We start from the raw sequence: 24,155 nt of genomic DNA on the forward strand, positions 1-24,155 counted from the left end.
GATTTTGTGTATATTCACTTCACCTGACAAGGCTGTCTCTGCGCTGGTTGTGTTGGTCTTGTTGCTTGTGCTGCTTACGATTGCTCACACCAGTCACTTACTGGCGTAAGCTCCTGGGATTCGCGTACTTGCCGCCTTGATGCAGGCCGAATGATTTTGTGTATATTCACTTCACCTGACAAGGCTGTCTCTGCGCTGGTTATGTTGCTTGTATTGCTTGCGGCGATTACCCGACCCATCCTTCGGCCTCGTCCATTTGGGGCCTGCGCAAGCGTGGTTTATAAACCCGGAACAATAAAAAATATCTATTCACTATTACTTCCGTATATCTCAGGCAATACTGGAACACAAGCAAAACCCACCTCACCTCCGGGAGCAAAACATGGCAAGACTCGCCGCATTTGATATGGACGGTACGCTGTTAATGCCGGACCATCGTCTGGGAGAACTCACGCTTGCGACCTTGAAGCGCCTGCGTGAACGCGACATTACCCTGACCTTTGCCACCGGTCGCCATGCTCTGGAAATGCGCCATGTGATCGGCGAGTTTGCGCTCGATGCGTTCCTTATCACCGGCAACGGCACGCGCATTCACTCCCTGGAGGGAGAGGTGCTGCATCAATGCGATCTGGAGCCGGGCGTTGCTGAGCTCGTTCTGCACAGCGTCTGGGATACGACGGCCAGCATGCACGTATTCAATGACGGCGGTTGGTTTACCGGGCAGGCGATCCCCGAGCTGCTGCAGGCGCATATCTTTAGCGGCTTCCGCTACCACATCTGTGATTTAAAACGCATGCCGGCGCACGAGGTCACCAAAGTGTGCTTCTGCGGCGATCATCAGGATCTCCAGCGGCTGAAAGTTCAGCTTACTGAAACCTTAGGCGATCGCGCACATATGTGTTTCTCGGCCGTTGATTGCCTGGAAGTGCTGCCGAATGGCTGTAATAAAGGCGCGGCGCTGGCGGTACTTAGCCAGCATCTTGGCCTGACGCTGCAGGATTGCATGGCGTTTGGTGACGCGATGAACGATCGCGAGATGCTGGGCAGCGTCGGGCGCGGGGTGATTATGGGCAACGCAATGGCGCAGCTTAAGGCAGAGCTGCCGCATTTACCGGTTATTGGAGACTGCCGCAACCAGGCCGTTTCCCATTTTTTAACGCATTGGCTGGATAATCCCGATCTTCCTTATTCCCCCGAATAATCAGACCATTCCAGCAAGCCAGGCCTATGCTCGTGATGATGCATTAAGCCTGGCTTTTTTTATTGCGCTGCCACTCTTGCCGCAATTTGCGCCTGCCACGGCGTGATGTCGCCGATATTGGCCGCCACCCACCGGGAATCGTAATAGCTTTCGAGGTAGCGTTCGCCGCTATCGCAGAGCAGGGTCACAATCGAGCCGGTCCGCCCTTCGGCGCGCATGCGTACGGCAAGTTCCAGCACGCCCCACATATTGGTGCCGGTGGAAGCCCCAACCTTACGACCCAGCAGCGTTTCCAGCCACAGGGCGGTCGCGACGCTGGCGGCATCCGGCACGCGCAGCATTTCATCAACCACATCCGGGATAAATGACGGTTCGACGCGCGGACGGCCGATGCCTTCTATTTTGCTGCCGATCGGGCTGCGCAGGCTGGCATCGCGGGTCTGCCAGTAGTCGAGAAACACCGAGTTTTGCGGGTCAACCACCATCAGCCGGGTATCGTAGCCCTGGCTGCGGATATAGCGGCCGATAGTTGCCGAGGTCCCGCCGGTTCCCGCGCTCATCACGATATATGACGGCTGCGGATGCGGCTCATGGGTCATCTGGCGGAAGATGCTGTCGGCAATGTTATTGTTTCCTCGCCAGTCGGTCGCCCGCTCGGCAAAGGTAAACTGGTCCATATAGTGGCCGTTCAGTTCGCGAGCCAGGGTTTCGGACGCGGCGTAGATTTCGCAGGCGCTGGTCACGAAATGGCAGCGACCGCCGTAAAACTCGATCTGTTCGATTTTGCGCTTCGCCGTACAGGAGGGCATCACGGCAATGAACGGCAGGCCCAGCAGGCGGGCGAAGTAGGCCTCAGACACCGCGGTCGAGCCGGAAGACGATTCGATAATCGTCGTCCCTTCTTTAATCCAGCCATTGCACAGGCCATAAAGGAAGAGCGAGCGCGCCAGGCGATGCTTCAGGCTGCCGGTGGGATGGGTACTTTCATCCTTCAGGTAGATCTGGATCCCGGGGAATCCGGGCAGCGCCAGGCGAATAAGGTGCGTGTCGGCGGAGCGCTGATAGTCGGCGTTGATTTCGCTAATGGCGTGTTTTACCCAGGCGCTGTTCATCTTCATTTCCTGTTTGTCATTTTGTGCCCAGCTTAAAGGAAGTTGAAGGAAAGATTGTTGCTATTTAGCCTTTGAATTACAATGAAAGGAGTAAAATTTTCTCTATTGGTGACCTATGTTAGATAAAATTGACCGCAAGCTGCTTTCTTTGCTGCAGACAGACTGCACCCTTTCTTTGCAGGCGTTGGCTGATGCCGTTAATCTGACCACCACGCCCTGCTGGAAACGGCTGAAGCGGCTGGAAGATGAGGGTATCCTGCGCGAGCGGGTCGCGCTGCTGGATGCAGAAAAACTCGGTCTTAGCCTGACGGCCTTTGTGCTGATAAAGACCCAGCACCACAGCAGCGACTGGTACTGCCGCTTCGTGAGCGAGGTGACGCAAATGGCGGAAGTTCTCGGCTTCTGGCGCATGGCGGGGGAGTATGATTACCTGCTGCGGGTCCAGGTCGCGGATATGAAACGCTACGACGATTTTTATAAACGACTGGTGAACAGCGTTCCGGGACTCTCTGATGTTACTTCGAGTTTCGCGATGGAACAGATAAAATACACCACGGCCTTACCGATTGATTAACGGCGTTTGCCGCGACGATTTATACACTCAGGATTTAACTGCTTGCGATTATTTGCTCAACTTAGCTGGTACTTTCGCCGGGAGTGGCGCCGTTATCTCGGCGCTATTGCTCTACTGGCCATTATCGCCGTTTTACAGCTGATTCCACCTAAGGTGGTGGGGATTGTGGTTGATGGCGTCACCAAAGAACATTACACCGCTGAAAAGGTGTGGATGTGGGTTGGCGTGCTGGTACTTATCGCGATAATGGTTTACCTCCTGCGCTATGTCTGGCGCGTGCTACTGTTTGGCGCCTCTTATCAGCTGGCCGTCGAGCTGCGGGAAGATTTTTATCGCCAGCTGAGCCGCCAGCATCCGGCCTTCTACCTGCGCCACCGCACCGGCGACCTGATCGCCCGCGCCACCAACGACGTTGACCGGGTGGTCTTCGCCGCGGGGGAGGGCGTGCTGACGCTGGTGGATTCACTGGTGATGGGCTGCGCGGTGCTGATCGTGATGTCGACGCAAATCAGCTGGCAGCTCACGCTGCTGGCGCTGCTGCCGATGCCGGTGATGGCGCTGGTGATTAAGCGCAACGGCGATGCCCTGCACGAGCGTTTCCGCGTGGCGCAGGCGGCGTTCTCAAGCCTCAACGACCGAACCCAGGAAAGCCTGACCAGTATCCGCATGATTAAAGCCTTTGGCCTGGAAGACCGGCAGTCGGCGCAGTTCGCGGCCGATGCGGAGGATACCGGTAAGAAAAATATGCGCGTGGCGCGCATCGATGCGCGCTTTGACCCGACGATCTATATCGCTATCGGGACCGCCAATCTGCTGGCGATCGGCGGCGGGAGCTGGATGGTGCTGCAGGGCAGCATGACCCTGGGTCAGCTCACCAGCTTTGTCATGTATCTGGGGCTGATGATTTGGCCCATGCTGGCGCTGGCGTGGATGTTTAATATCGTCGAGCGCGGCAGCGCGGCCTATAGCCGAATTCGCACGATGCTGGAAGAGGCGCCGGCGGTCAAAGACGGCAGCGAAACGGCGCCGGAAGGGCGCGGCATGCTTAACGTTGCCGTGCGCGAGTTTATCTATCCTCAGGCCAACAAACCCTCGCTGGAAAAGGTCAATTTTGTGCTGCAGCCGGGGCAAATGCTTGGTATCTGCGGGCCAACCGGCTCGGGGAAAAGCACTATTCTGGCGCTGATACAGCGCCACTTCGACGTCACCCAGGGGGATATTCGTTTTCATGATATTCCTTTAACCCGGCTACAGCTGGACAGCTGGCGCGGTCGGCTGGCGGTGGTCAATCAGACGCCGTTCCTGTTTTCCGACACCGTGGCAAACAACATCGCGCTCGGCAGGCCCGAGGCGACGGCTGAGCAAATTGAGCGGGTGGCGCGCCTCGCCAGCGTTCACGAGGATATTCTGCGTCTGCCCCAGGGCTATGAGACCGAGGTGGGCGAACGCGGCGTGATGCTGTCCGGTGGGCAGAAACAGCGCATCTCCATTGCTCGCGCGCTGCTGCTGGAGGCGGAGATCCTGATTCTCGACGATGCCCTGTCGGCGGTAGACGGCCGTACGGAGCACCAGATACTGTATAACCTGCGGCAGTGGGGAGAAGGCCGGACGGTGATCATCAGCGCCCATCGACTATCGGCATTGACGGAAGCCAGCGAAATTCTGGTCATGCAGCATGGTCATATTGCCCAGCGCGGCCGCCATGAGGTGCTGGCAGCGCAGCCGGGCTGGTATCGCGATATGTACCGCTATCAGCAGCTGGAGGCGGCGCTGGATGACGCCCCTCATGAACTTGAGGAGGCTGCCGATGCGTAGTTTTACCGAACTCTGGCCGACCTTAAAACGCCTGCTGGTCTACGGCTCGCCGTGGCGCAGGCCGCTGCTGATTGCGGTAGGAATGATGTGGGTTGCGGCGGCGGCTGAAGTTAGCGGCCCGCTGCTGATCAGCTATTTCATCGACAATATGGTGGCGAAGAATTCGCTGCCGCTGAAGCTGGTTAGCGGCCTCGCGGTGGCCTATATCGGCCTGCAGATCCTCGCGGCGACGCTGCACTACAACCAGTCGTTGCTGTTTAACCGCGCCGCCGTCGGCGTCGTTCAGCAGCTGCGTAGCGACGTGATGGACGCCGCGCTGCGCCAGCCGCTTAGTGAATTCGATACTCAGCCGGTCGGGCAGCTTATCTCCCGGGTGACTAACGACACCGAGGTGATCCGCGATCTCTACGTCACCGTGGTGGCGACGGTGCTGCGCAGCGCGGCGCTGATTGGCGCAATGCTGGTGGCGATGTTCAGCCTCGACTGGCGCATGGCGCTGGTGGCGCTGGCGATTTTCCCGGCGGTGCTGATCGTCATGATGATCTATCAGCGCTACAGCACGCCTATCGTCCGGCGGGTGCGCGCCTGGCTGGCGGACATCAACGACGGCTTTAATGAAGTCATTAACGGCATGGGCGTTATCCAGCAGTTCCGCCAGCAGGCGCGGTTCGGCGAGCGGATGCGCGAGGCCAGCTATGCCCACTATCTGGCGCGTATGCAAACGCTGCGTCTCGACGGCTTCCTGCTGCGCCCGTTGCTCAGCCTGTTCTCGACGCTGGTGCTGTGCGGGCTGCTGATGCTCTTTGGCTTCAGCGCCACGGGAACCATTGAGGTTGGGGTGCTGTATGCCTTTATCAGCTATCTCGGTCGGCTGAACGAGCCGCTGATTGAGCTGACGACTCAGCAGTCGATGCTGCAGCAGGCGGTGGTGGCCGGCGAGCGGGTCTTCGAGCTGATGGATCGGCCGCGCCAGGCGTGGGGGCAGGATGATGCGCCGCTGCGTAGCGGGACGGTATCGATCGAGGATCTCTCTTTCGCCTACCGCGGCGATCGGCTGGTGCTGCAGGATATCAACCTTGAAATTCCGTCCCGCAGCTTTGTGGCGCTGGTTGGCCACACCGGAAGCGGCAAAAGTACGCTCGCCAGCCTGATGATGGGCTACTACCCGCTGAGCAAAGGCGAGATCCGCATTGACGGTCGTCCGCTCTCTTCTTTAAGCCACAGCGCATTACGCCAGGGCGTCGCAATGGTGCAGCAGGATCCGGTCGTGCTGGCCGATACCTTCTACGCCAACGTCACTCTCGGTCGCGATATCAGCGAGGCGCAGGTCTGGGAAGCGCTGGAAGCCGTTCAGCTGGCCGAGCTGGCGCGCGGCATGAACGGCGGGCTCTATACCCTGCTGGGCGAGCAGGGCAACAACCTCTCGGTAGGTCAGAAGCAGCTTCTGGCGCTGGCCCGGGTGCTGGTTGATACTCCGCAGATACTGATCCTTGACGAGGCTACGGCGAATATCGACTCCGGCACCGAGCAGGCGATCCAGCAGGCGCTGGCAAAGGTCCGCCAGAACACCACGCTGATTGTGATTGCCCATCGCCTGTCGACGATAGTCGAAGCGGACACGATTCTGGTGCTCCATCGCGGCCAGGCCGTCGAGCGCGGAAACCATCAGCAGCTGCTGGCGGAAAAAGGACGCTACTGGCAGATGTATCAGCTACAGCTGGCCGGCGAAGAGCTGGCGGCGAGCTCGCAGGAAGAGTCTCTTATTGCCTGATGCACTATAAGCAGGCAGTGATTCTGCGGCGATATAGCATGGTGCAAAAATGCAACCTTTTGTGCACTGAAATGGTGCGTTTTTAGACGTCGCCGGGCGCTTTCCCCCTCGTTCCCGGGCCGTTTCTCTCTTTTCTTCATCAAAAGGGCCGCTTAGCGGTCCTTTTTCATTTCTGGCATAGCCTTTGCTTTATTCCCTGTGTGTTAGCTGCTGCCATTACGAATTCTGATCGGAGGGGACTTATGAAGCTGGTTACCGTGGTAATCAAACCGTTTAAACTGGAAGACGTTCGCGAAGCGTTATCTTCCATCGGCATTCAGGGCCTGACGGTCACTGAAGTGAAAGGGTTTGGCCGCCAGAAAGGCCATGCTGAGCTGTACCGTGGCGCCGAATATAGCGTTAACTTTTTGCCGAAGGTAAAAATTGACGTCGCGATCGCCGACGATCAGCTTGATGAGGTCATCGACGTCATCAGTAAAGCGGCATACACCGGGAAAATTGGCGATGGCAAAATTTTCGTCGCCGAGCTGCAGCGCGTTATTCGCATCCGCACCGGCGAAGCCGACGAAGCGGCACTGTAACGACCAGACCACACAGTGATGGGGATTGAGAAGATGAAAATAGCAACAACAATGAAAACAGGTCTGGGTGCGCTGGCGCTTCTCCCGGGATTAGCCATGGCCGCACCGGCGGTGGCAGATAAAGCCGACAACGCCTTTATGATGATCTGCACCGCGCTGGTGCTGTTTATGACTATTCCGGGCATCGCACTGTTCTACGGCGGCCTGATTCGCGGCAAAAACGTGCTTTCGATGCTGACTCAGGTGATTGTCACCTTTGCGCTGGTGTGCGTTCTGTGGGTGCTCTACGGCTACTCGCTGGCGTTCGGCACCGGCGGCAGCTTCTTCGGCAGCTTCGACTGGATACTGTTGAAAAATATTGAGCTGAAAGCGCTGATGGGCTCCTTCTATCAGTACATTCACGTCGCCTTCCAGGGCTCCTTCGCCTGTATCACCGTCGGCCTTATCGTCGGCGCGCTGGCGGAGCGTATTCGCTTCTCCGCGGTGCTGATCTTTGTGGTGGTGTGGATGACGCTCTCCTATGTACCGATTGCCCATATGGTCTGGGGCGGCGGTCTGCTGGCGACGCACGGCGCGCTGGATTTTGCCGGCGGTACCGTTGTGCATATCAACGCCGCGGTTGCCGGGCTGGTGGGTGCCTACATGATGGGCAAACGCGTAGGCTTTGGCAAAGAGGCGTTCAAACCGCATAACCTGCCGATGGTCTTCACCGGCACCGCGATTCTGTATGTCGGCTGGTTTGGCTTCAACGCTGGCTCTGCCAGCGCGGCGAACGAAATTGCGGCCCTGGCGTTTGTGAATACCGTTGTGGCGACCGCCGCTGCGATTCTGGCCTGGACCTTCGGCGAATGGGTTACCCGCGGTAAGCCGTCCCTGCTGGGCGCATGCTCCGGGGCGATTGCCGGCCTGGTTGGTATTACGCCGGCATGTGGTTATATCGGCGTGGGCGGTTCACTGATTGTGGGTATTGCTGCCGGTCTGGCGGGTCTGTGGGGCGTAACGGTGCTGAAACGCTGGCTGCGCGTTGACGACCCGTGCGATGTGTTCGGCGTGCACGGCGTCTGCGGGATTGTGGGCTGTATCCTGACCGGTATCTTTGCCGCGACTTCTCTGGGCGGCGTCGGTTACGCAGAAGGCGTCACTATGGGGCATCAGCTGCTGGTACAGCTGGAAAGTATTGCCATCACCATCGTCTGGTCGGGCATCGTCGCCTACATTGGCTATAAAGTTGCCGATATGACCGTAGGTCTGCGCGTACCGGAAGAGCAGGAGCGCGAAGGCCTGGACGTCAACAGCCACGGCGAAAACGCCTACAATGCCTGAATCTTTGTGTTATCTCCAGTAGCAGCAAAGCCTCCCGCGGGAGGCTTTTTTTATGTCGTTACGTCCTACGCATTCCGGTTGCGCATCACGCCTTCCTGCACCGTCGACGCCACCAGGATGCCGTCCTGGGTGTAGAACTCGCCGCGCACAAATCCCCTGGCGCTGGAGGCTGAGGTGCTCTCAACGCTGTACAGCAGCCACTCATTAATGTTGAACGGGCGATGGAACCACATCGAGTGATCGATTGTGGCAACCTGCATGCCGGGCTCAAGGAAGCCCACGCCGTGCGGCTGCAGCGCGACCGGCAGGAAGTTAAAGTCCGAGGCGTAGCCCAGCAGATATTGATGGATGCGGATGTCTTCCGGGACGGCGCCGTTGGCGCGGATCCATACCTGGCGGGTCGGTTCTGCCGCATGGCCTTTTAGCGGGTTATGGAATTCAACCGGGCGGATCTCCAGCGGCTTATCGCAGAGGAACTTATCTTTGACCTGCGGCGGCAGCAGATGCGCCAGCTTACGGGCAATATCGGTCTCTGAAGGCAGAGAGTCCGGCGACGGGGCCACCGGCATCGTTTTTTGATGCTCGTAGCCCGGTTCCGGGGCCTGGAAAGAGGCGGTCATATAGAAAATCGGCTTGCCGTTTTGAATCGCGGCCACCCGGCGCGCGCTGAAGCTGTTGCCATCGCGCAGGACTTCGACGTCATAAATTATCGGCTTTTGGCTATCGCCAGGGCGCAGGAAGTAGCTATGGAACGAGTGGATCAGACGCTCGGCAGGCACGGTTTCTTTCGCCGCGTACAGCGCCTGGCCGACGACCTGGCCGCCAAAAACCTGACGTAGCCCCAGATCTTCGCTCTGCCCGCGGAACAGCCCTTCTTCAATTTTTTCCAGATTTAACAATGCCAGCAGATTGGTTAGTGCCTGACTCATATTTCCCCTCAATCGGTGATAACCGCTTCTCGCGGCGCGTATTGAGGCAAAGTATAACCTGGAATCGCAAGTGGTCCGATGGGTGTAATAATCTGAATAACGGTTCGTTTGCAGGAAGAGATCTGAGATCTGTGCCACACTTATGCACGATACAAATGTTCATGCCATCCAGTCGGTAGGACATGCTCATGTGTATATAGGGATGAGAAGGAGAACAACATGAAATTTGCCTATATGTTAAGTGCTTTAGCCGTTGCCTCCGCATTGACCGCCTGTGCCAATAATCACAGCAACAGTGCGAACAATAACGCGGCTGCCGCCGATCCTTACGGCATCGCGTCTCTGACGTCCTCGCAGCAACAGCCTAACGTTTCCGGGACTATCTCTATCCGGCAGAAAGTTGCCTTACCGCCGGATGCGGTACTGACCGTGACCTTGTCTGATGCTTCACTGGCCGACGCGCCGTCCCGCGTGCTGGCGCAGAAAGCCGTACGTACCGAAGGTAAGCAGCCGCCGTATAACTTTGTTCTGCCGTACAGCCAGGCGGACATTAAGCCTAACGCGCGCATCCTGCTAAGCTCGGCAATTACGGTAAATGGTCAGCTGATGTTTATCACCGATACCGTCCAGACGGTGATCAACGGCGGCGGGAATCGTGCCGATCTGCTGCTGGTACCGGTACAGCAAACGGCGGTGCCTGTCGCCAACGATGGCGCAGCGGATACCCCGGCCGTCGCGCAATAAGACCTCATATGCCCCTGTTCAGGGGCATTTTTTTTAATAAATCCATCGATAGTGCTGCAGGTCTATATGCCCGCTGCCGGAGACCTGTACCCCCTCTGCCAGCAGCGCCTGGCGCTGACGCTGCAGGTCCGGCCCGGTCAGGGAAATATCGCCGTGCCGATTCACCACCCGATGCCACGGCAGAGCTGAGCCCTCCGGCAGACGCTTGAGCACGCCGCCAACCTGGCGGGCCGCGCGCGGCGAGCCTGCCAGCAGCGCGACGTCGCCGTAGGTGGCGACGTAGCCTTCCGGTATCGAAGCGATAATCTGCCATACCCGCTGAGGAAATGTGTCTTGAGGTTCCATGAGGCGTCCTGTTACCGGGAAAGGTTCAGGATAAGCGCTGGATAACAGGCTGTACAGCCCGCCGCTTAGGCGGGGTGCGCGAGGGTAAACTCCAGCGCCAGGCCAAGCGTCTGCATCCCGTGTATGTTGTCATGCGGGGTGATAGCCATCAGGCTTTCGAGAAATTTCAGCCGACGGGACCGGGCGTTGATAATCAGCTTTGCGCGCAGGGCGGGGAGCTTCTGCGAGGTGATGGGATAAACTATGCGCCCACAAACCGCGATGGGCAGTTTGCGTAACTCGACGCTCTGCAGCACGCCTACGGTGGAGTAGAGCACCGCCACCGGCGTTACTGCCAGCATCGTGCCGCTGCTGATGGTGACAAAATCCAGCACCAGCTCCGGGCGCAGGTAGTGCAAACCCTTGAAGGATACGGTCACGCCGTCAATCGCCGGCATCGCCAGAGTTGACGTCAAACGCGGTGATTCACTCATGGATTCCCCATACAGATAAGATGTTGATTAAAAAGAGGGCTTCGGTATCTGATAAAGTATGGATGAGCATGAAGCATCCTGCCGCGACGGCGCTCGCAATCCCTCGTATTGTCCCGGAAGGATGGTTTCGAAAATTAACAGCCCGCGCGGCGGCGGCTTTTAGCCAGCTTATTGGCGGCTTTGCGCAATAAACCAGCATCCGAGCGACGTCAGCTTGCAATTCAGCGCCGCAGTGGGGATAATGCGCCGGCGCGTTGGTTAACAACGCTCTCAATGGGGGCTCTGTTGGTTCTCCCGCAACGCTACTCTGTTTACCAGGTCAGATCCGGAAGGAAGCAGCCAGAGCAGACGACGTGTGTGCCGGGATGTAGCTGGCAGGGCCCCCACCCAATTCTGCTAGCGTTTTCCCCTCGCACTTCCCCCCGGTACGTTGATATTAATCCTCTTTTCTTCGCTCGATGCGATTAACTTAATGCTGGCGTGACTTACCTTCACGGCTGATAAAAATGGCCCCTAATCCTGCCAGGCCAAAGCACGCCGACAGATAGGGAATGGGATGCGGACCGGCCAGGTTAATCAACATTCCGCCAAGCAAAGAGCCGAGACCGATCGCTGCATTGAATACCGAGACATTGATGGAGGTCGCGGCGTCAGCGGCTCCCGGAATCCGGGACGCTTCCCGGAACACCAGCGTTTGCAGCAGAACGGGCAGTGCCCCATATGCGGCTCCCCATGCCGCCAATGCAATAAACAATGCGGCCGTGCTGGCTGCAGCCGAATTCAGACATGCCAGACTCAGCATGAAGAGGGCCGTGACCAGGCCAAGGCTTGTACGCGGGGCGCTGGAGGCAAAGGGACCGATGGCAAAGTTGGTGACCACGCCAGCAGCGCCGTAGATGAGAAGCAGCATGCCGATCTGCGCAGGGCTTTGTCCTGCAATCTGCTCCAGGTAGGGCGAGATATAGGTATATGCCAGGAAATTGCCGGTCACGACCAGGGCAGTGATGCCGAATACGGCAAGCAGCGGCCCGTTTTTCAGCACGGACGACATTGCACCACGCCTGGCGGCTTTGGAAATGCGAACGGCGGGCACCGACCAGACAATAAGCGTGAAAACTAACAGGCTCAGCGCGGAGAGCGCGGCGAACACTGCGCGCCAGTTATACAGATCGCCCAACATCGTCCCGGCAGGAACCCCGAGCACTGCTGCCAGAGAGACGCCGCCAAAAACGATGGCAGTGGCCCTCACTGCATGACGAGAAGAAACCATATGTACCGCCGTGACAACAGCGGTAGACCAAAATACCCCAATCGCGGCTGCGATAAGAATACGCCCCAGAAAGACGACAAAGTAGCCCGGCGCCAGAAAGGTGACCAGGTTGCCGACGCAGCACGCGGCCAGCAAACCGGCCATTAGCGCTTTACGGTTGAATCCAGCCAATATGCTGGTGAGCGGCGCGGCCGTGAGGGCCACCATGAAGGCAAATATCGTCACAAGATAGCCCGCTGCTCCGAGCGATACATGCAAACCCTCAGCCATTGCCGGCAATACGCCGACAGGCATGAGTTCGGTGCTGACAAAGGTAAAGCAGCCCATGCTCAATGCGAGTATGGCGGCAACCGCTCGCGCTTGAGAAATATTGCTACCTCGATGATGAGCGGCGTGGTGCGTCTGCGATGATGAATCGACTTTAGATTCAGTACCATGAGAGTGCATGAATGTTCTCCATTAAAACGATCAATTAAATAGGTCTGGCGTCGCTGCGGCTTTTTTCAGGCATAGCGCTACCTTCCCCGGGCAACTCGACCGCGGGGTTGGATATAACCTGGACGTGATTAGTGGGCGGGAAACGCAACTCCGCTAAACCGGGCGCATCTCTTCATGAAGCTATCCTGAAGCGTAGGCTCGAATGCCGCACGCATAGCTTCTGCCGATGTCCGGTGATAGACGTCGTCGCCCGCTACGCGACGCGCGGGAGAGGCACCGGCAGCGGGCCAGGCCTGAGTACGACAGGCAAGATCGAGGTCGTCAGGGGCATTTGCTCCGCCCATCTTCGTTACAACCCAGCCGGGTTCGACGCAGTTAGATAAGACTTCGGACCAGCGACGGGCAGCGGTAAACGCGAGCAGCACAACATGTAGCTTAGGGTCAGAACAGGCTTGCATTCCGTTCCAGAGGCGTGTCTCCCACGCAAGGTCTGTCAGGGACGGATCGCCATCCAGGTGCAGTCTTGAGCTGATATAGATAAGCCTTTTGGGCACGTTGAGCAGCGCCGTCAGGATGTAAGGTGCAAGTGAGTTCACAGCAAATACATGGGGCAGACCGTCGACGGTTGCGATGCGCCCAGGCTCCTGAAAGCCCGCTGCCGCGTTATGAATCACGGCGTCGAAGTGCCTCATATCATTAATGCGATATGCCAGAGCCTTCGTTTCCTCAATACTCGAAAGATCGGCATCTGGTACCGACCGGGCTCCCGGGAGCTGTGCAAGGGCATATTCTGCGCGTGCTTTATTACGGGCATGCAGAACGACCTGGTGACCCTGGGCTACGAGCAGTTTCGCCGCCATTTGGCCCAGGCCATCAGACGATCCGGTGATGAAGATTCTTGCCATCTGGTTATCCTGTTTGTGCCGGTCAATCGCCCCGGCATTTAAAGAAAGCGCTTCGTTCATGGAGCAACGCTCTTTCGCGTTGGTGCAATTCTGTCCCGCCGAGCTTTGAAATGCGATAGCATGGGAATCACAATATTTATGTGTCGGAGTCATAAATGAGCGCATTCAGCAAGCAGCTTCTGGAAGGTCTGGACGTCATGGCTGCGATAGTCGACACGCGCAGTTTTGGAAAAGCGGCAGAGATTGTGGATATGTCACAGTCCGGCGTCAGCAGAGCCATCGCGCGCCTTGAGGCCAGATTGGGCATTCGCCTCTTCGAGCGCACGACACGACAGGTACGTCTGACGGATGAAGGACGGCGCTTCTATGAGGAAGTCATGCCACTTATAGGCGCTCTGGCAGAAGCGACCAGCAGCGCAGCAGGGGACGCTGAACGTGTCCGCGGAAAATTGCGAGTCAATGTCGATCCCCTGTTCGCAAGATTCATTCTGGCCCCTCGTCTTGGGGCCTTCATGGACCGTTATCCGGAATTAGAAATTGAATTGCGAAGCAAGGATGAGCCAGGTGACCTGGTTGCGGACGGTTTTGATCTTGCTCTGCGCTTTGGCCATCCTCAATCCTCATCGCTGGTAGCCAGAAAGTTATTTGATACCAGAGTGTTGGCTATGGCATCACCGGACTATTTGCAGCGATTCGGCCATCCGACGGATCCCCGAGAGCTGGAGTCTCCACCGCACAAATGTATTCTGTTCAGGGAGCCCGTCACAGGAAAACCGTTTCCATGGGAGTTTCATCAGCGTCGTAAGAAACTACTTGTTGAGCCGCAGGGTATGCTGACAGTCAACGATCCGGGGACTGTATACAGCTCTTGTCTTGCCGGACTGGGTATAGCGCAGCTTTTTGAGCTGGGTATTGAAGATTACGTGGCCGCAAATCAGCTGGTACAGGTTTTCCCTGAGTGGTCAGATCATCGGTTCCCTCTCTACGCATACTACCCTTCGCGCCGATATGTCCCCTCTAAAACCCGTGTACTGCTTGACTTCGTTGATCGCCTTGTCGATTAGAAATTATAAACTGCTCTGACCCGTGAATGTCACCATCGGCTGGAATCGGCCCTACCATTTTTGCGCAGTCCTGCAAGCAGTGGCTGAACCGGTCGCATTGTTACTCCGAGTCTGCAACACCAGGCTTTACTTTTAATATATATGGAATAACATATGTGTTAATTTTCCACTGGAGCTGCTTACGGATGCGACCTGTTCAACTTTTCAAGCTACTCGCAGACGAGACGCGCACGACGATTATTCTACTGCTGCGAGAGGCGGGGGAGCTGTGCGTATGCGAGCTTTGCTCGGTCACTAATCAATCTCAACCCAAAGTTTCCCGGCATATAGCCTTGCTGAGAGAGGCCGGATTGGTGCTGGATCGGCGTGAAGGAAAATGGATTTATTATCGACTTTCCCCGCACATGCCTGCCTGGGTGGCTTCCATCATCGAAACTGCCTGGAGTAGTCAACGCGATGAAGTGCGGGAGTCTTTAAATAGCGTCAATGCCGCGATCTGCGGATGATAATAAATACATATTCACTAAATAGAATGTGTTTAAGGGGTTTGACGTGTTATTGGCAGGAGCAATCTTCGTACTCACCATTATCTTTGTGATTTGGCAGCCTCGTGGCCTCAGTATTGGCTGGATGGCTTCTACTGGAGCGGCACTGGCTTTAGTTACGGGGGTTATACAAGTCAACGACATTCCGGCTGTATGGCACATTGTCTGGAATGCTACCGGGGCCTTTATCGCGGTCATCATCATCAGCTTACTGCTTGATGAATCGGGTTTTTTTGAATGGTGTGCTCTGCATGTTGCCCGCTGGGGGAATGGACGCGGACGGATTCTGTTTACCTACATCGTTTTGTTGGGGGCTGCCGTTGCTGCACTTTTCGCTAATGATGGCGCGGCGCTGATTCTTACGCCGATCGTTATTGCTATGCTGCTGGCGCTGGGTTTCAGCAAAGGAACAACGCTGGCTTTTGTTATGGCCGCCGGGTTTATCGCGGATACGGCAAGTTTACCGCTGATCGTCTCTAATCTTGTGAACATTGTTTCCGCTGACTTCTTCCAGCTGGGGTTCAGTGATTACGCTTCCGTGATGGTACCGGTGGATCTTGCCGCTATTGCTGCCACGCTTGCTGTGCTTCATCTGTTCTTCCGTAAAGACATTCCCGCCGTTTACGAGCTATCGCGATTGAAAGCACCTGCAGAGGCTATTAAAGACCTGGCGACGTTCAGAACGGGTTGGATAGTGTTATTGCTTCTTTTAGCCGGCTTTTTTGTGCTGGAGCCTGCTGGAATCCCGGTAAGCGCTATTGCCGCAGCTGGGGCGTTAATACTCTTCCTTGTTGCTAAACGCGGGCATTCCATCAATACGGGCAAAGTGTTGCGTGGGGCGCCCTGGCAGATAGTTATTTTCTCTCTTGGAATGTACCTGGTTGTTTATGGTCTGCGTAACGCAGGACTCACCGAATACCTTTCCGCTGTTCTCAATCAGTTTGCGGAACGGGGCATCTGGGCAGCTACGCTGGGAACCGGCTTCTTATCTGCGTTCTTGTCATCGGTCATGAACAACATGCCCACTGTCCTGATTGGCGCTTTATCGATAGATGGAAGTACGGCATCAGGGGTTATCAAGGAAGCGATGATCTATGCCAATGTGATTGGCTGCGATCTGGGGCCGAAAATCACACCAATAGGCAGTCTCGCAACCTTGCTTTGGTTACATGTACTTGATCAGAAAAGCATTAAAATAAGTTGGGGGTACTATTTCCGGGTGGGCGTGGTTATGACGCTGCCTGTGTTATTGGTCACCCTTAGCGCGCTGGCTCTGCGCCTGTCGCTTTCCCTGTAAGATAGGAGAAGAACCGTGACTGATATAATCATTTATCACAATCCCGCATGTGGAACATCCCGTAATACGCTGGCTTTGATTCAAAATAGCGGTGTTGAACCAACCGTGATTCTCTATCTGGAAACGCCACCGACCAGGGCGAAACTTAAGGCGCTGATCGGCGCAATGGGGATCGGTGTTCGCGCATTATTGCGGACAAATGTTGAACCATACGACCAGCTTGGGTTAGCTGAAGACCGCTTCAGCGATGAAGAACTGATTGCAGCCATGCTAAGTCATCCGGTTTTGATCAATCGCCCGATCGTCGTTACACCACTGGGAACGCGTCTGTGTCGCCCGTCAGAGGTGGTGCTGGAGATTCTGCCCGCGCCCTAGCAGGGAGAGTTCATTAAGGAAGACGGGGAAAAAGTCGTTGATAAGGATGGCAAGCGACTGATTTAAGTTTAACCGTAGGCTATCCCGCATCATCCGTGTTGTCCGCGCCCCTGGGCGTGAGGTTCTGAGCGGATGATGTGGGCTGATTTGTATTTTGCGCGGTAGCCCGAAGTCACCCGCTGCATTGGGGCAATATGTATCTACGCTCTGCCCGCGTCATGGTCGTCAAATATTAGCAAAATGCTTCATGATCAAATTCTCGCATATTCCCCATAGCCCGGATGAGCCTCTTTTTATCGTCGGCCCATAACGAGATAATACCTGTTCAAGCGCTACGCCGTTTTCTTTCCAGGTTCCCCCGTCAGTAAATATATTAACAAGCAGTGGCTGAAAGCGATCGAGGGCCTTGGCAAATTGAGCATCTGCGGTTTCTGCCTGCTCAAACTCTTGCCACAAATTAAGGAACTCAGTGCATTGTAGCTGCGGCAATAAACCAAACAGCCGCATCGCCGCTGCGGACTCCTCTTGATACAGTTCGCCTGAATAAGAACTATGAATTGGATGATCTCCAACATCTATTTCGACAATGTCATGCAGCAAGAGCATTTTTATCACGCGACAGGGATTAACGGCTCCATCGGCATATTCGCTCAATATTAAGGCGTACATCGCCAGATGCCAGGAGTGCTCGGCAGAGTTTTCTTTGCGGCTTGTATCAAGCAGCGGTGATTGCCGTATGACCGTTTTAAGTTTGTCAATTTCTCGCAGAAAGGTTAATTGTTTTTCCAACGCCGTCATTGCATTTTCCTTCATCTGAAAATCATATAGTGGAATACGGTCACTATTTCTACTGCCTGGAGTGACGCTTAGTCCTCAGCCTCTGGGTATAGTGACTTCAGCATTGGCTCCGGCGGTATACGTCAATGCGCAAGGGCGCCAGTCCGCCCCTGCAGGCTCAGGAGGCGGACTGGCGAACACCCGAGTCTGAAAACGGTTGCGGGCTGATGACGCCCTGGAACTACCGGCCTCGCAGAGGCGTAACGCTTAGCCAATACCGATAAAGAAACCGGCGATAGTCGCGCTCATCAGATTCGATAGCGTCGCTGCGAGCAGGGCCCGCATGCCCAAACGCGCTATTTCCGAGGTGCGCTCCGGCGCAACGGCGGAGAAAGCGCCCACCACCACGCCGATGGAGCCAAAATTGGCGAATCCGCACAGCGCGAATGAAACAATGGCGATAGTTTTACTATCCAGCAGGCCGGCATCATGCAGATAGGGTGAGAAGCTAAGATAGGCAACAAACTCATTCACCACCAGCTTCTGGCCGATCAGGCTACCTGCTAGCGCGGCATCACCCCAGTCAACGCCCATCAGCCACGCCAGCGGCGCCATCACCACGCCCAAAATAGACTGTAGGCTTGCATCACCATAGCCAAACCAGCCGCCGACGCCGGCCAGAATCCCATTGATCAACGCTATGATACCAACGAATGCCATCACCACTGTTGCCAGTCCGGCGGCGATTTTGAGACCAATGATTGCTCCGGATGCCGCTGCTTCTATCAAGCTACGAGCGGGCGTTTCATTGAATGACAGATTATCAAAATCCACTTTAGACTCTTCCGTCGCGGGGCTAAGTAAACGAGCAAACAGAATACCGCCGGGAATGGCCATCAGTGAGGCGGCCAGTAGATACTCGATCGGCACGCCCAGCCCTGCGTATCCCACCATCGTTGAGCCAGCAATCGACGCCATGCCGCTGCAAATTGCGGTAAAGAGTTCATTACGGTTGAGACGATTAATGAAAGGTTTGACGATAGCCGGGATTTCATTCTGCCCAAGGAATATTGTCGTCACCGCGACAAAAGATTCGATCTTACTAATCTTCAGCGCCTTCTGAAATAACCCGCCTAATATCCGAATTAAAAATCCCATGACGCCTATGTAATACAGGATACTTACCAGGGCAGTTATGAATATAATTGCCGGGAGTACGCGGAATGCAAAAACAAAGCCTGCACCGTCAAATACTTTATCCATCTGCGGGCCGGCCAGGGCGCCAAAGATAAAGGCGCTACCGGCATCGCTATAGGATAATACATGATGAATTCCGTTTGCCGCTTTCTCTGCCAGCCATTTTCCCGGCGGTAGGTACAGCATAGTGCCGCCAATAACAATCTGTATTAAAAGTGCCGCGCCGGTGGTGCGTAGGCTAATACTTTTTTTATTTACTGATAGCAAAAATGCAATCGCCAGCAGTACCACCATACCAGGAACGCTTCTCAGTATATCCATAATGATCTCTCTTCATGTCATCTTTGGGATGTGTCATAGCGGTATGGGCGACTGCATTCTGCCCATGGTGGTTTATTTAGTGGTATTTACGTACGCATTCTTCTACCAGGTCCCAGAACCACGCGGTATCCAACGTTATGCCAACCTTGGTATTTGCGCTTTTGCCGAGTACACCCAGTTCGTCACAGACCGTGCGGCCATAGCATGGCCCGCTGTTGACGTCGATCTCGACATACATCTCCTGCACTTTGAAAGCATCAGGATTGATGAGATAAGCGACGCAGGTGGCATCATGCACCGGGCCGCCTTCCAGGCCATAGTTGTCGTATTGTGTCTTCAGTGTGAAATTCATCATGTCGCTGAATAACTTACCGGCCGGCCCTCCGGCATTTTCCATGCGCGATATGATGTCTGGAGTACAAACCGTTTGGTGGGTCAAATCGAGCCCCATCATCACCAGAGGAACGCCAGAGGTAAAGACCACGCGGGCGGCCTCAGGGTCGGCGAAAATATTAAACTCGGCGGAAGGGGTGAAGTTGCCGGTACCATAAGCGCCGCCCATCAGCACGATTTCACGAATTTTAGGAATAATAGTTGGTTGCATCCGCATCGCTACCGCGATATTAGTTAACGGCCCCACCGGGACCAGAGTAATATCTCCTGTGCTATCCATTAATGTATCAATAATAAAGTTAACGGCGTGCTTTTTTTCTGCTTTGCGGGTAAGTGGGCCGAAAACAGGGCCATCCAGACCGGTTTCTCCATGAATATTATCGGCGACAATTTGCTTGCGCATAATCGGCTGCGGCATCCCGGCATATACCGGGGTGTCAATATTCAGCGTTTGACAAACGTTCAGGCCGTTGATCAAGGTTTTATCGAGGGTTTGGTTTCCCGCAACGATGCTGATGCCCAGTAATTCAATTGCAGGATGTTTTGCTGCCAGCATAATTGCGATGGCGTCATCATGACCCGGGTCGCAGTCCAGGATTATTTTGCGCGTTGCCATTTTTATTCCTTATCTTTTATTTTGGAACACCTGGATATAATTTCAAAAAAATAATCAGGTGCAGTAGGGTTGACGTTTTCACCTTATCAGCGGCAAACTACACCGGGCATGAGAAATCTCATAGGGGCGAGCGGGTGATGAAAGAAGTACAAAGTGAATCCTTTAAAAATCAACTAATAAAGGAGTCTGGCTATGTTGATAAATTTTCAATGGATGTGATCCGCAACGCACATTTATTCCATGCTCAGGCCGGAGACTACATTGTGCGGGAAGGTACTTTACCTACCTTTCTTTTTTATCTGGCTCGCGGACGCACCAAACTTTATGTCACATTAGCCAATGGTCGAATATCCTTAGTCGATTTTTTCAGCGCCCCTTGTTTTATTGGTGAAATAGAAGTATTAGATGACCAGCATCAATCTCGCGGGGTGCAAGCTATTGAAGAGTGCTGGTGTCTGGCATTGCCAGTAAAAACCTTACGGACGGCATTGCTCAACGATACATTATTTCTGCGCAACGTTTGTCTCGGCCTGGTTGAAAAGAATTTTCGCAATATTGTCACCTCAACGCGTAATCAGGCTTATCCGTTGATAAATCGCCTGGCGGCTTTTATTTTGCTGACCGAGCATGATGCGCTGTATAAAGAAAAATATACTCAGGTAGCAGAGTATCTTGGCGTAACCTATCGCCACCTGCTATATGTTATTGCGCAATTGAACGCGCAAGGAATATTGATAAAACTTAATTTCGGCTACGCGATTAATAATAAAGAAGCGCTAACGGCGCTGGCACGGGAAATGGAGCCTAATACCACAATAGCCGGCAATTAATCAGGCTGCCGCCGCGTTCGGCGTTGCCAGGTTAAACAGATACAGTCAGCCCTCATCGGTCATTTATTAAGCTGACAATATCTCTCTCAGCAGACGGCGGCATTACCTGGAATGACTCAATCTATTGGCTACTTCCTGGCCGCCTTCGCTGATGGGCGGACTTCATCAATATGGCGGCAACTGGCAGGCAACCTTGGTCATGCGTGCGGTGATTTGCCCGATCATGACCGTCCTGGGTTTGTAAGCCGGTCGCGCGGTTCGTATCTCCGATACGGGACCTGAGGCCAGAATCAAAAAGTGCAAATCCTCGGGCCGAAAACACTCTGAGCCCGACAAAAAAAGTAGCTGTCATAATTTTGAAATAATACTGAAATATATCCGTCATACATTCGTCATAAATAACTGGCAGATTAGTAGTGGGAATTTGTTGCCAGATTACAAGCCGTAAATATATGTCTGGATCAACATGTTAACTTCGTGTATTAATTATGATGAATTTATTGCACGGGAAGCGTGACTATGACCACAGTGGTTTTGAACGTAAAAATTGATGCAGAATTAAAAGAGAAGCTGCGTCACTATGCGGAATTAAATAACGAAAATCTGGGTACTGCGACGGAGAAACTGCTGCTACTCGCTTTTCAAATAGCGGATTCAGCAGACGAGGCGGGGGTTTCGGAAGAGGATATTGACAGCCAGCATACCGAAGAGGAAGCGACCCCATTAACTCCTAAAGAAATCAAAGCGTTAAGAAAGATTCTGAAGAAGAGAAAATGAAACAACAACTCTCTACAGCCAGCAACTACAGCGAAGCCTGCGACATGTTACGTTCAGGGTATGTGAAGCACGTTCGCCTGAACTGGAATATCGGCAGCGATGAGTTCTTTCGCATTGCTTCCGACTGGTGCGAAACCGGGGCGAAAATAAAAAAAGATGACGATGGTTTTATTATCTCGCTAAAAAGCTTTCCCATTCCGCGCCAGCATTAATGAAATGCGGTTAATTTTGTCATTACGCTGACATATTGCGATGACAAGATGAACTGCAATTTTATAAAAACATCTCATATCGGTCATGGATGATGACTTTTGACGGGCTGAACCCAGCCCGTCGATATTTTATTATATTATTTTACGCGTCCGCGTATTTTCACTCTGCTGTGCGAGACTATGCCACAGCGGCTGTAGCGTCGTGAAGGCGCTGCGTAATGCCTCATCCTCCAGCGTAAACGGTAGCCGCAGATAGCGATCAAAAGCTCCTGCGAGGCCAAAGCGCGTCCCGGTTCCAATATGAATACCGCGGCTTTCTGCCCGTGCGGAAAGAATTGTCGCCAGCATTCCCGGTAGCTCAACCCAAAAAGAGAGCCCTCCTTCCGGCGGCGTAAAATGCCAGTGGGGAAAATATTCAGCCATCAATTTACCGCACATGTCCCGGCGAGCGGCCAGCATTGCCCGGCGCGGCGGGAGCAGCTGTTTTTCATTTTCCAGCAGCCAGCAGCAGGCCAGCTGTTCGAGCAGGGGCGAGCCTAAGTCCAGGGAGTCGCGAGCCTGGACGAGTGAGGCGATGGTTCGGGACGATGCGCGGATCCAGCCAATGCGCAGCCCGCCCCAGAAGCTTTTGCCGGCAGAGCCGATGGTGATAACCGGCGCCTCGGGGTTGAAGGCCGCCAGCGGCGGCGGCGGCGGGGCGTTGTACCATAAATCAACCATTGTCTCATCGACCACCAGCGTGGTGCGCGTATGGGCTGCAATATCAGCCACCCTCTGGCGGGTCGCGCTATCCATACAGCGGCCGGTGGGATTGTGAAAATCCGGCATCAGCCAGGCCAGGCGCGGGGCGGTTTGCGCAATGGTTGCCGCCAGTCCGTCGCAGTCCCAGCCCTGTGAGGGCAGCGCCACGCCAACCGGCCTACAGGAGGCTCCCTGAATAGCGCTGATGGCCATGGGATAGGTTGGGGCATCGACCACCACGCGGTCGCCGGGCCCGGTCATTAAGCGCAAAACCAGCGCCAGGCCGCTAAGCGCGCCGTTTACAATCATCACTTCATCAGGCCGGGTCGGTAAACCGCGCTCGCAGTAGCGGCGGGCTATCGCCTCGCGCAGTGCCGGCAATCCCTGCTGATCGTAGCCGGTGCTGGTCAGATGCTGCGGCATCACGCCCAGCGCATGATGGTAGGCCTGATGAATCTCCGGCCCGGCGCTGAGGGCGGCGGTGGCCAGATTAACCGAGGTTGCGCTGATGGCCTGTTCCGCGACTCCAGCCTGGCGCTGGGGCAGGGCGATACGCGAGCCGCTGCCCTGGCGACTATAAAGATATCCCTCTTCCCGCAGCTGGCCGAGCGCGCTGGCGATGGTCGTGCGGCTAACGCTCAGCGCCGTCGCCAGCTCGCGTTCACCCGGCAGACGCGTTTCCAGCGTCAGGCGGCCATCGAGAATCAATAGCCTCAGGGCTTCAGCCAGCTGACGCCAGAGCGGCGTGCGGGAGGCGGACTCCTGCCAGTTGCCCAGCAGGCGAACCAAAGATTGCGTACCAAAGCGACGAGAGGTCATAGCGATCCACTTTTGTAAAACTGGCCATTAATTATCAATCCATTTTTGCTGATGATGGCGAGGTCCGCAATCATCCAGAGGTAAAAAATGTTACGTCGTCTACTGCAGCTCTATATCGGTCTTGTCCTGTACGGCGTGTCGACCGCGCTCTTTGTGCACGCCAATCTCGGAGCCGACCCGTGGGATGTTTTTCATCTGGGCATGGGTAAGCAGTTTGGCCTGGATTTTGGCACGGTCATGATCCTGACCGGCGCGGCGGTCCTGCTGCTGTGGATCCCCCTGCGCCAGATGCCCGGGCTGGGAACCATCAGTAATGTGATCGTGCTGGGCCTGGCGGCAAATGCGACCCTGGCGGTTTTGCCGCCGCTGGAATCGGTCGTGGTGCGCAGCCTGATGCTGGTCGGGGCGGTGGTCCTCAACGCCCTCGCAACCGGTATGTATATTGGCGCCGGATTTGGCCCCGGGCCGCGCGACGGTCTGATGACCGGCCTGCATGCCCGTACCGGCTGGTCGCTGCGCGGGATCCGCACCGCCATCGAGGTATCGGTACTGCTCATTGGCTGGATGGCTGGAGGCACCTTTGGCATCGGCACCGTGCTGTATGCGCTGACCATCGGGCCGCTTATTCAGCTCTGTTTGCCCTGGTTCCGTCAGCCCGTCGCTCCGCAGTCCATTGCCGACAGCCGCGAAGCCGCATCCTGATTTTATGC

The 24,155-nt window shown here is 55.3% G+C and carries 24 protein-coding genes, 1 other RNA gene and 1 pseudogene; 16 read left to right on the forward strand and 10 right to left on the reverse strand.

Features of this window, described 5'->3' with window-relative positions; all coding sequences use genetic code 11:
- Nucleotides 1-382: 382 nt before the first annotated feature.
- Nucleotides 383-1,201, forward strand: coding sequence for an HMP-PP phosphatase (gene cof / locus NWP14_RS08650; RefSeq protein WP_375215178.1), 819 nt, complete (start codon nucleotides 383-385; stop codon nucleotides 1,199-1,201).
- Nucleotides 1,202-1,260: 59 nt separating this feature from the next.
- Here the strand turns inward: cof and NWP14_RS08655 are convergent, their stop codons facing one another.
- Nucleotides 1,261-2,313 (reverse strand): PLP-dependent cysteine synthase family protein, encoded by a 1,053-nt coding sequence (locus NWP14_RS08655; RefSeq protein ID WP_375215179.1) that lies wholly within the window; start codon nucleotides 2,311-2,313, stop codon nucleotides 1,261-1,263.
- 115 nt (nucleotides 2,314-2,428) lie between these two features.
- Between NWP14_RS08655 and NWP14_RS08660 the strand changes: the two genes are divergently transcribed.
- From NWP14_RS08660 to amtB, 5 genes are all read left to right on the forward strand, one after another.
- Nucleotides 2,429-2,887: an Lrp/AsnC family transcriptional regulator gene (locus NWP14_RS08660; RefSeq protein WP_041144328.1), complete on the forward strand. Its 459-nt coding sequence runs from the start codon at nucleotides 2,429-2,431 to the stop codon at nucleotides 2,885-2,887.
- 42 nt (nucleotides 2,888-2,929) lie between these two features.
- Complete coding sequence (locus NWP14_RS08665) at nucleotides 2,930-4,702, forward strand: SmdA family multidrug ABC transporter permease/ATP-binding protein (RefSeq protein WP_095094423.1); 1,773 nt, start codon at nucleotides 2,930-2,932, stop codon at nucleotides 4,700-4,702.
- Nucleotides 4,695-6,473 (forward strand): SmdB family multidrug efflux ABC transporter permease/ATP-binding protein, encoded by a 1,779-nt coding sequence (locus NWP14_RS08670; RefSeq protein ID WP_095094425.1) that lies wholly within the window; start codon nucleotides 4,695-4,697, stop codon nucleotides 6,471-6,473. The genes NWP14_RS08665 and NWP14_RS08670 overlap by 8 nt, the downstream gene beginning before the upstream one ends.
- Before the next feature lie 242 nt (nucleotides 6,474-6,715).
- A complete protein-coding gene (gene glnK, locus NWP14_RS08675) occupies nucleotides 6,716-7,054 on the forward strand; it encodes a P-II family nitrogen regulator (protein ID WP_002891893.1) in 339 nt (112 codons plus the stop codon).
- A gap of 33 nt (nucleotides 7,055-7,087) precedes the next feature.
- Nucleotides 7,088-8,377, forward strand: coding sequence for an ammonium transporter AmtB (gene amtB / locus NWP14_RS08680; RefSeq protein ID WP_189339808.1), 1,290 nt, complete (start codon nucleotides 7,088-7,090; stop codon nucleotides 8,375-8,377).
- A gap of 65 nt (nucleotides 8,378-8,442) precedes the next feature.
- On the opposite strand, the gene tesB is transcribed toward amtB, so the two are convergent.
- Nucleotides 8,443-9,306 (reverse strand): acyl-CoA thioesterase II, encoded by an 864-nt coding sequence (gene tesB, locus NWP14_RS08685; protein ID WP_095094429.1) that lies wholly within the window; start codon nucleotides 9,304-9,306, stop codon nucleotides 8,443-8,445.
- 219 nt (nucleotides 9,307-9,525) lie between these two features.
- Here tesB and NWP14_RS08690 point away from each other — a divergent pair, with 219 nt between their 5' ends.
- Nucleotides 9,526-10,050 (forward strand): YbaY family lipoprotein, encoded by a 525-nt coding sequence (locus NWP14_RS08690; RefSeq protein WP_331834156.1) that lies wholly within the window; start codon nucleotides 9,526-9,528, stop codon nucleotides 10,048-10,050.
- Between the two features lie 33 nt (nucleotides 10,051-10,083).
- On the opposite strand, the gene NWP14_RS08695 is transcribed toward NWP14_RS08690, so the two are convergent.
- Together NWP14_RS08695 and NWP14_RS08700 are read right to left on the reverse strand one after the other, a co-directional pair.
- Nucleotides 10,084-10,395, reverse strand: a complete 312-nt coding sequence (locus NWP14_RS08695) for an MGMT family protein (RefSeq protein ID WP_095094433.1) — start codon at nucleotides 10,393-10,395, stop codon at nucleotides 10,084-10,086.
- A gap of 65 nt (nucleotides 10,396-10,460) precedes the next feature.
- A complete protein-coding gene (locus NWP14_RS08700; protein WP_095094435.1) occupies nucleotides 10,461-10,868 on the reverse strand; it encodes a dTDP-glucose pyrophosphorylase in 408 nt (135 codons plus the stop codon).
- 283 nt (nucleotides 10,869-11,151) lie between these two features.
- Between NWP14_RS08700 and ffs the strand changes: the two genes are divergently transcribed.
- Nucleotides 11,152-11,248: signal recognition particle sRNA small type (gene ffs / locus NWP14_RS08705), an RNA gene on the forward strand.
- A gap of 89 nt (nucleotides 11,249-11,337) precedes the next feature.
- On the opposite strand, the gene NWP14_RS08710 is transcribed toward ffs, so the two are convergent.
- Both NWP14_RS08710 and NWP14_RS08715 read right to left on the reverse strand, forming a co-directional pair.
- Nucleotides 11,338-12,585 carry an MFS transporter gene (locus NWP14_RS08710; protein ID WP_375215180.1) on the reverse strand — a complete coding sequence of 416 codons (1,248 nt, stop codon included), beginning with the start codon at nucleotides 12,583-12,585 and terminating at the stop codon, nucleotides 11,338-11,340.
- Nucleotides 12,586-12,704: 119 nt separating this feature from the next.
- Nucleotides 12,705-13,541: an SDR family NAD(P)-dependent oxidoreductase gene (locus NWP14_RS08715; protein WP_375215181.1), complete on the reverse strand. Its 837-nt coding sequence runs from the start codon at nucleotides 13,539-13,541 to the stop codon at nucleotides 12,705-12,707.
- 95 nt (nucleotides 13,542-13,636) lie between these two features.
- Between NWP14_RS08715 and NWP14_RS08720 the strand changes: the two genes are divergently transcribed.
- The 4 genes and pseudogenes from NWP14_RS08720 (at nucleotide 13,637) to arsC (ending at nucleotide 16,828) form a co-directional block, all read left to right on the forward strand.
- Nucleotides 13,637-14,545: a LysR family transcriptional regulator gene (locus NWP14_RS08720; protein WP_346431989.1), complete on the forward strand. Its 909-nt coding sequence runs from the start codon at nucleotides 13,637-13,639 to the stop codon at nucleotides 14,543-14,545.
- Nucleotides 14,546-14,730: 185 nt separating this feature from the next.
- Entirely contained in the window at nucleotides 14,731-15,051 is a 321-nt protein-coding gene (locus tag NWP14_RS08725; protein ID WP_095094439.1) for a metalloregulator ArsR/SmtB family transcription factor, read from the forward strand.
- Between the two features lie 46 nt (nucleotides 15,052-15,097).
- Nucleotides 15,098-16,387 (forward strand): arsenic transporter, encoded by a 1,290-nt coding sequence (locus NWP14_RS08730; protein ID WP_375215182.1) that lies wholly within the window; start codon nucleotides 15,098-15,100, stop codon nucleotides 16,385-16,387.
- Between the two features lie 15 nt (nucleotides 16,388-16,402).
- A pseudogene (arsC, locus tag NWP14_RS08735) lies at nucleotides 16,403-16,828 on the forward strand (arsenate reductase (glutaredoxin)).
- 159 nt (nucleotides 16,829-16,987) lie between these two features.
- Here arsC and NWP14_RS08740 read toward each other — a convergent pair.
- The 3 genes from NWP14_RS08740 to rihB all read right to left on the reverse strand — a co-directional run bounded on the left by NWP14_RS08740 (nucleotide 16,988) and on the right by rihB (nucleotide 20,066).
- Nucleotides 16,988-17,560: an HD domain-containing protein gene (locus NWP14_RS08740; RefSeq protein WP_331834163.1), complete on the reverse strand. Its 573-nt coding sequence runs from the start codon at nucleotides 17,558-17,560 to the stop codon at nucleotides 16,988-16,990.
- Nucleotides 17,561-17,806: 246 nt separating this feature from the next.
- Complete coding sequence (locus tag NWP14_RS08745) at nucleotides 17,807-19,057, reverse strand: NupC/NupG family nucleoside CNT transporter (protein WP_375215183.1); 1,251 nt, start codon at nucleotides 19,055-19,057, stop codon at nucleotides 17,807-17,809.
- 76 nt (nucleotides 19,058-19,133) lie between these two features.
- Nucleotides 19,134-20,066 carry a ribosylpyrimidine nucleosidase gene (gene rihB / locus NWP14_RS08750; protein WP_375215184.1) on the reverse strand — a complete coding sequence of 311 codons (933 nt, stop codon included), beginning with the start codon at nucleotides 20,064-20,066 and terminating at the stop codon, nucleotides 19,134-19,136.
- A gap of 137 nt (nucleotides 20,067-20,203) precedes the next feature.
- Between rihB and yeiL the strand changes: the two genes are divergently transcribed.
- The 3 genes from yeiL (at nucleotide 20,204) to NWP14_RS08765 (ending at nucleotide 21,885) form a co-directional block, all read left to right on the forward strand.
- Nucleotides 20,204-20,896, forward strand: coding sequence for a transcriptional regulator YeiL (gene yeiL / locus NWP14_RS08755; RefSeq protein WP_375215185.1), 693 nt, complete (start codon nucleotides 20,204-20,206; stop codon nucleotides 20,894-20,896).
- Nucleotides 20,897-21,415: 519 nt separating this feature from the next.
- Nucleotides 21,416-21,673, forward strand: a complete 258-nt coding sequence (locus NWP14_RS08760) for a hypothetical protein (RefSeq protein ID WP_331834166.1) — start codon at nucleotides 21,416-21,418, stop codon at nucleotides 21,671-21,673.
- Nucleotides 21,670-21,885, forward strand: coding sequence for a hypothetical protein (locus NWP14_RS08765; protein WP_041144338.1), 216 nt, complete (start codon nucleotides 21,670-21,672; stop codon nucleotides 21,883-21,885). Before NWP14_RS08760 ends, NWP14_RS08765 begins: the two co-directional genes overlap by 4 nt.
- A gap of 132 nt (nucleotides 21,886-22,017) precedes the next feature.
- Here NWP14_RS08765 and NWP14_RS08770 read toward each other — a convergent pair whose 3' ends face one another.
- Nucleotides 22,018-23,445, reverse strand: a complete 1,428-nt coding sequence (locus NWP14_RS08770; protein WP_375215186.1) for a PLP-dependent aminotransferase family protein — start codon at nucleotides 23,443-23,445, stop codon at nucleotides 22,018-22,020.
- Nucleotides 23,446-23,532: 87 nt separating this feature from the next.
- Between NWP14_RS08770 and NWP14_RS08775 the strand changes: the two genes are divergently transcribed.
- The gene (locus NWP14_RS08775; protein WP_375215187.1) at nucleotides 23,533-24,147 is read left to right on the forward strand and encodes a YitT family protein; all 615 of its coding nucleotides are present in this window, start codon (nucleotides 23,533-23,535) and stop codon (nucleotides 24,145-24,147) included.
- The last annotated feature ends 8 nt before the right edge of the window (nucleotides 24,148-24,155 follow it).

The organism is Klebsiella sp. C349492 (assembly GCF_042055345.1).
GTDB lineage: Bacteria > Pseudomonadota > Gammaproteobacteria > Enterobacterales > Enterobacteriaceae > Klebsiella > Klebsiella scottii.

Bases quoted from the DNA above. Each gene is read 5' to 3' on its own strand.
- yeiL (WP_375215185.1), top strand. From the start codon at position 20,204: ATGAAAGAAGTACAAAGTGAATCCTTTAAAAATCAACTAATAAAGGAG.
- rihB (WP_375215184.1), bottom strand. From the start codon at position 20,066: ATGGCAACGCGCAAAATAATCCTGGACTGCGACCCGGGTCATGATGAC.
- glnK (WP_002891893.1), top strand. From the start codon at position 6,716: ATGAAGCTGGTTACCGTGGTAATCAAACCGTTTAAACTGGAAGACGTT.
- NWP14_RS08745 (WP_375215183.1), bottom strand. From the start codon at position 19,057: ATGGATATACTGAGAAGCGTTCCTGGTATGGTGGTACTGCTGGCGATT.
- amtB (WP_189339808.1), top strand. From the start codon at position 7,088: ATGAAAATAGCAACAACAATGAAAACAGGTCTGGGTGCGCTGGCGCTT.
- NWP14_RS08765 (WP_041144338.1), top strand. From the start codon at position 21,670: ATGAAACAACAACTCTCTACAGCCAGCAACTACAGCGAAGCCTGCGAC.
- NWP14_RS08770 (WP_375215186.1), bottom strand. From the start codon at position 23,445: ATGACCTCTCGTCGCTTTGGTACGCAATCTTTGGTTCGCCTGCTGGGC.
- NWP14_RS08695 (WP_095094433.1), bottom strand. From the start codon at position 10,395: ATGGAACCTCAAGACACATTTCCTCAGCGGGTATGGCAGATTATCGCT.
- NWP14_RS08740 (WP_331834163.1), bottom strand. From the start codon at position 17,560: ATGACGGCGTTGGAAAAACAATTAACCTTTCTGCGAGAAATTGACAAA.
- NWP14_RS08660 (WP_041144328.1), top strand. From the start codon at position 2,429: ATGTTAGATAAAATTGACCGCAAGCTGCTTTCTTTGCTGCAGACAGAC.
- NWP14_RS08700 (WP_095094435.1), bottom strand. From the start codon at position 10,868: ATGAGTGAATCACCGCGTTTGACGTCAACTCTGGCGATGCCGGCGATT.
- NWP14_RS08725 (WP_095094439.1), top strand. From the start codon at position 14,731: ATGCGACCTGTTCAACTTTTCAAGCTACTCGCAGACGAGACGCGCACG.
- tesB (WP_095094429.1), bottom strand. From the start codon at position 9,306: ATGAGTCAGGCACTAACCAATCTGCTGGCATTGTTAAATCTGGAAAAA.
- NWP14_RS08710 (WP_375215180.1), bottom strand. From the start codon at position 12,585: ATGCACTCTCATGGTACTGAATCTAAAGTCGATTCATCATCGCAGACG.
- NWP14_RS08655 (WP_375215179.1), bottom strand. From the start codon at position 2,313: ATGAACAGCGCCTGGGTAAAACACGCCATTAGCGAAATCAACGCCGAC.
- cof (WP_375215178.1), top strand. From the start codon at position 383: ATGGCAAGACTCGCCGCATTTGATATGGACGGTACGCTGTTAATGCCG.
- NWP14_RS08760 (WP_331834166.1), top strand. From the start codon at position 21,416: ATGACCACAGTGGTTTTGAACGTAAAAATTGATGCAGAATTAAAAGAG.
- NWP14_RS08690 (WP_331834156.1), top strand. From the start codon at position 9,526: ATGAAATTTGCCTATATGTTAAGTGCTTTAGCCGTTGCCTCCGCATTG.
- NWP14_RS08670 (WP_095094425.1), top strand. From the start codon at position 4,695: ATGCGTAGTTTTACCGAACTCTGGCCGACCTTAAAACGCCTGCTGGTC.
- NWP14_RS08715 (WP_375215181.1), bottom strand. From the start codon at position 13,541: ATGAACGAAGCGCTTTCTTTAAATGCCGGGGCGATTGACCGGCACAAA.
- NWP14_RS08720 (WP_346431989.1), top strand. From the start codon at position 13,637: ATGAGCGCATTCAGCAAGCAGCTTCTGGAAGGTCTGGACGTCATGGCT.
- NWP14_RS08775 (WP_375215187.1), top strand. From the start codon at position 23,533: ATGTTACGTCGTCTACTGCAGCTCTATATCGGTCTTGTCCTGTACGGC.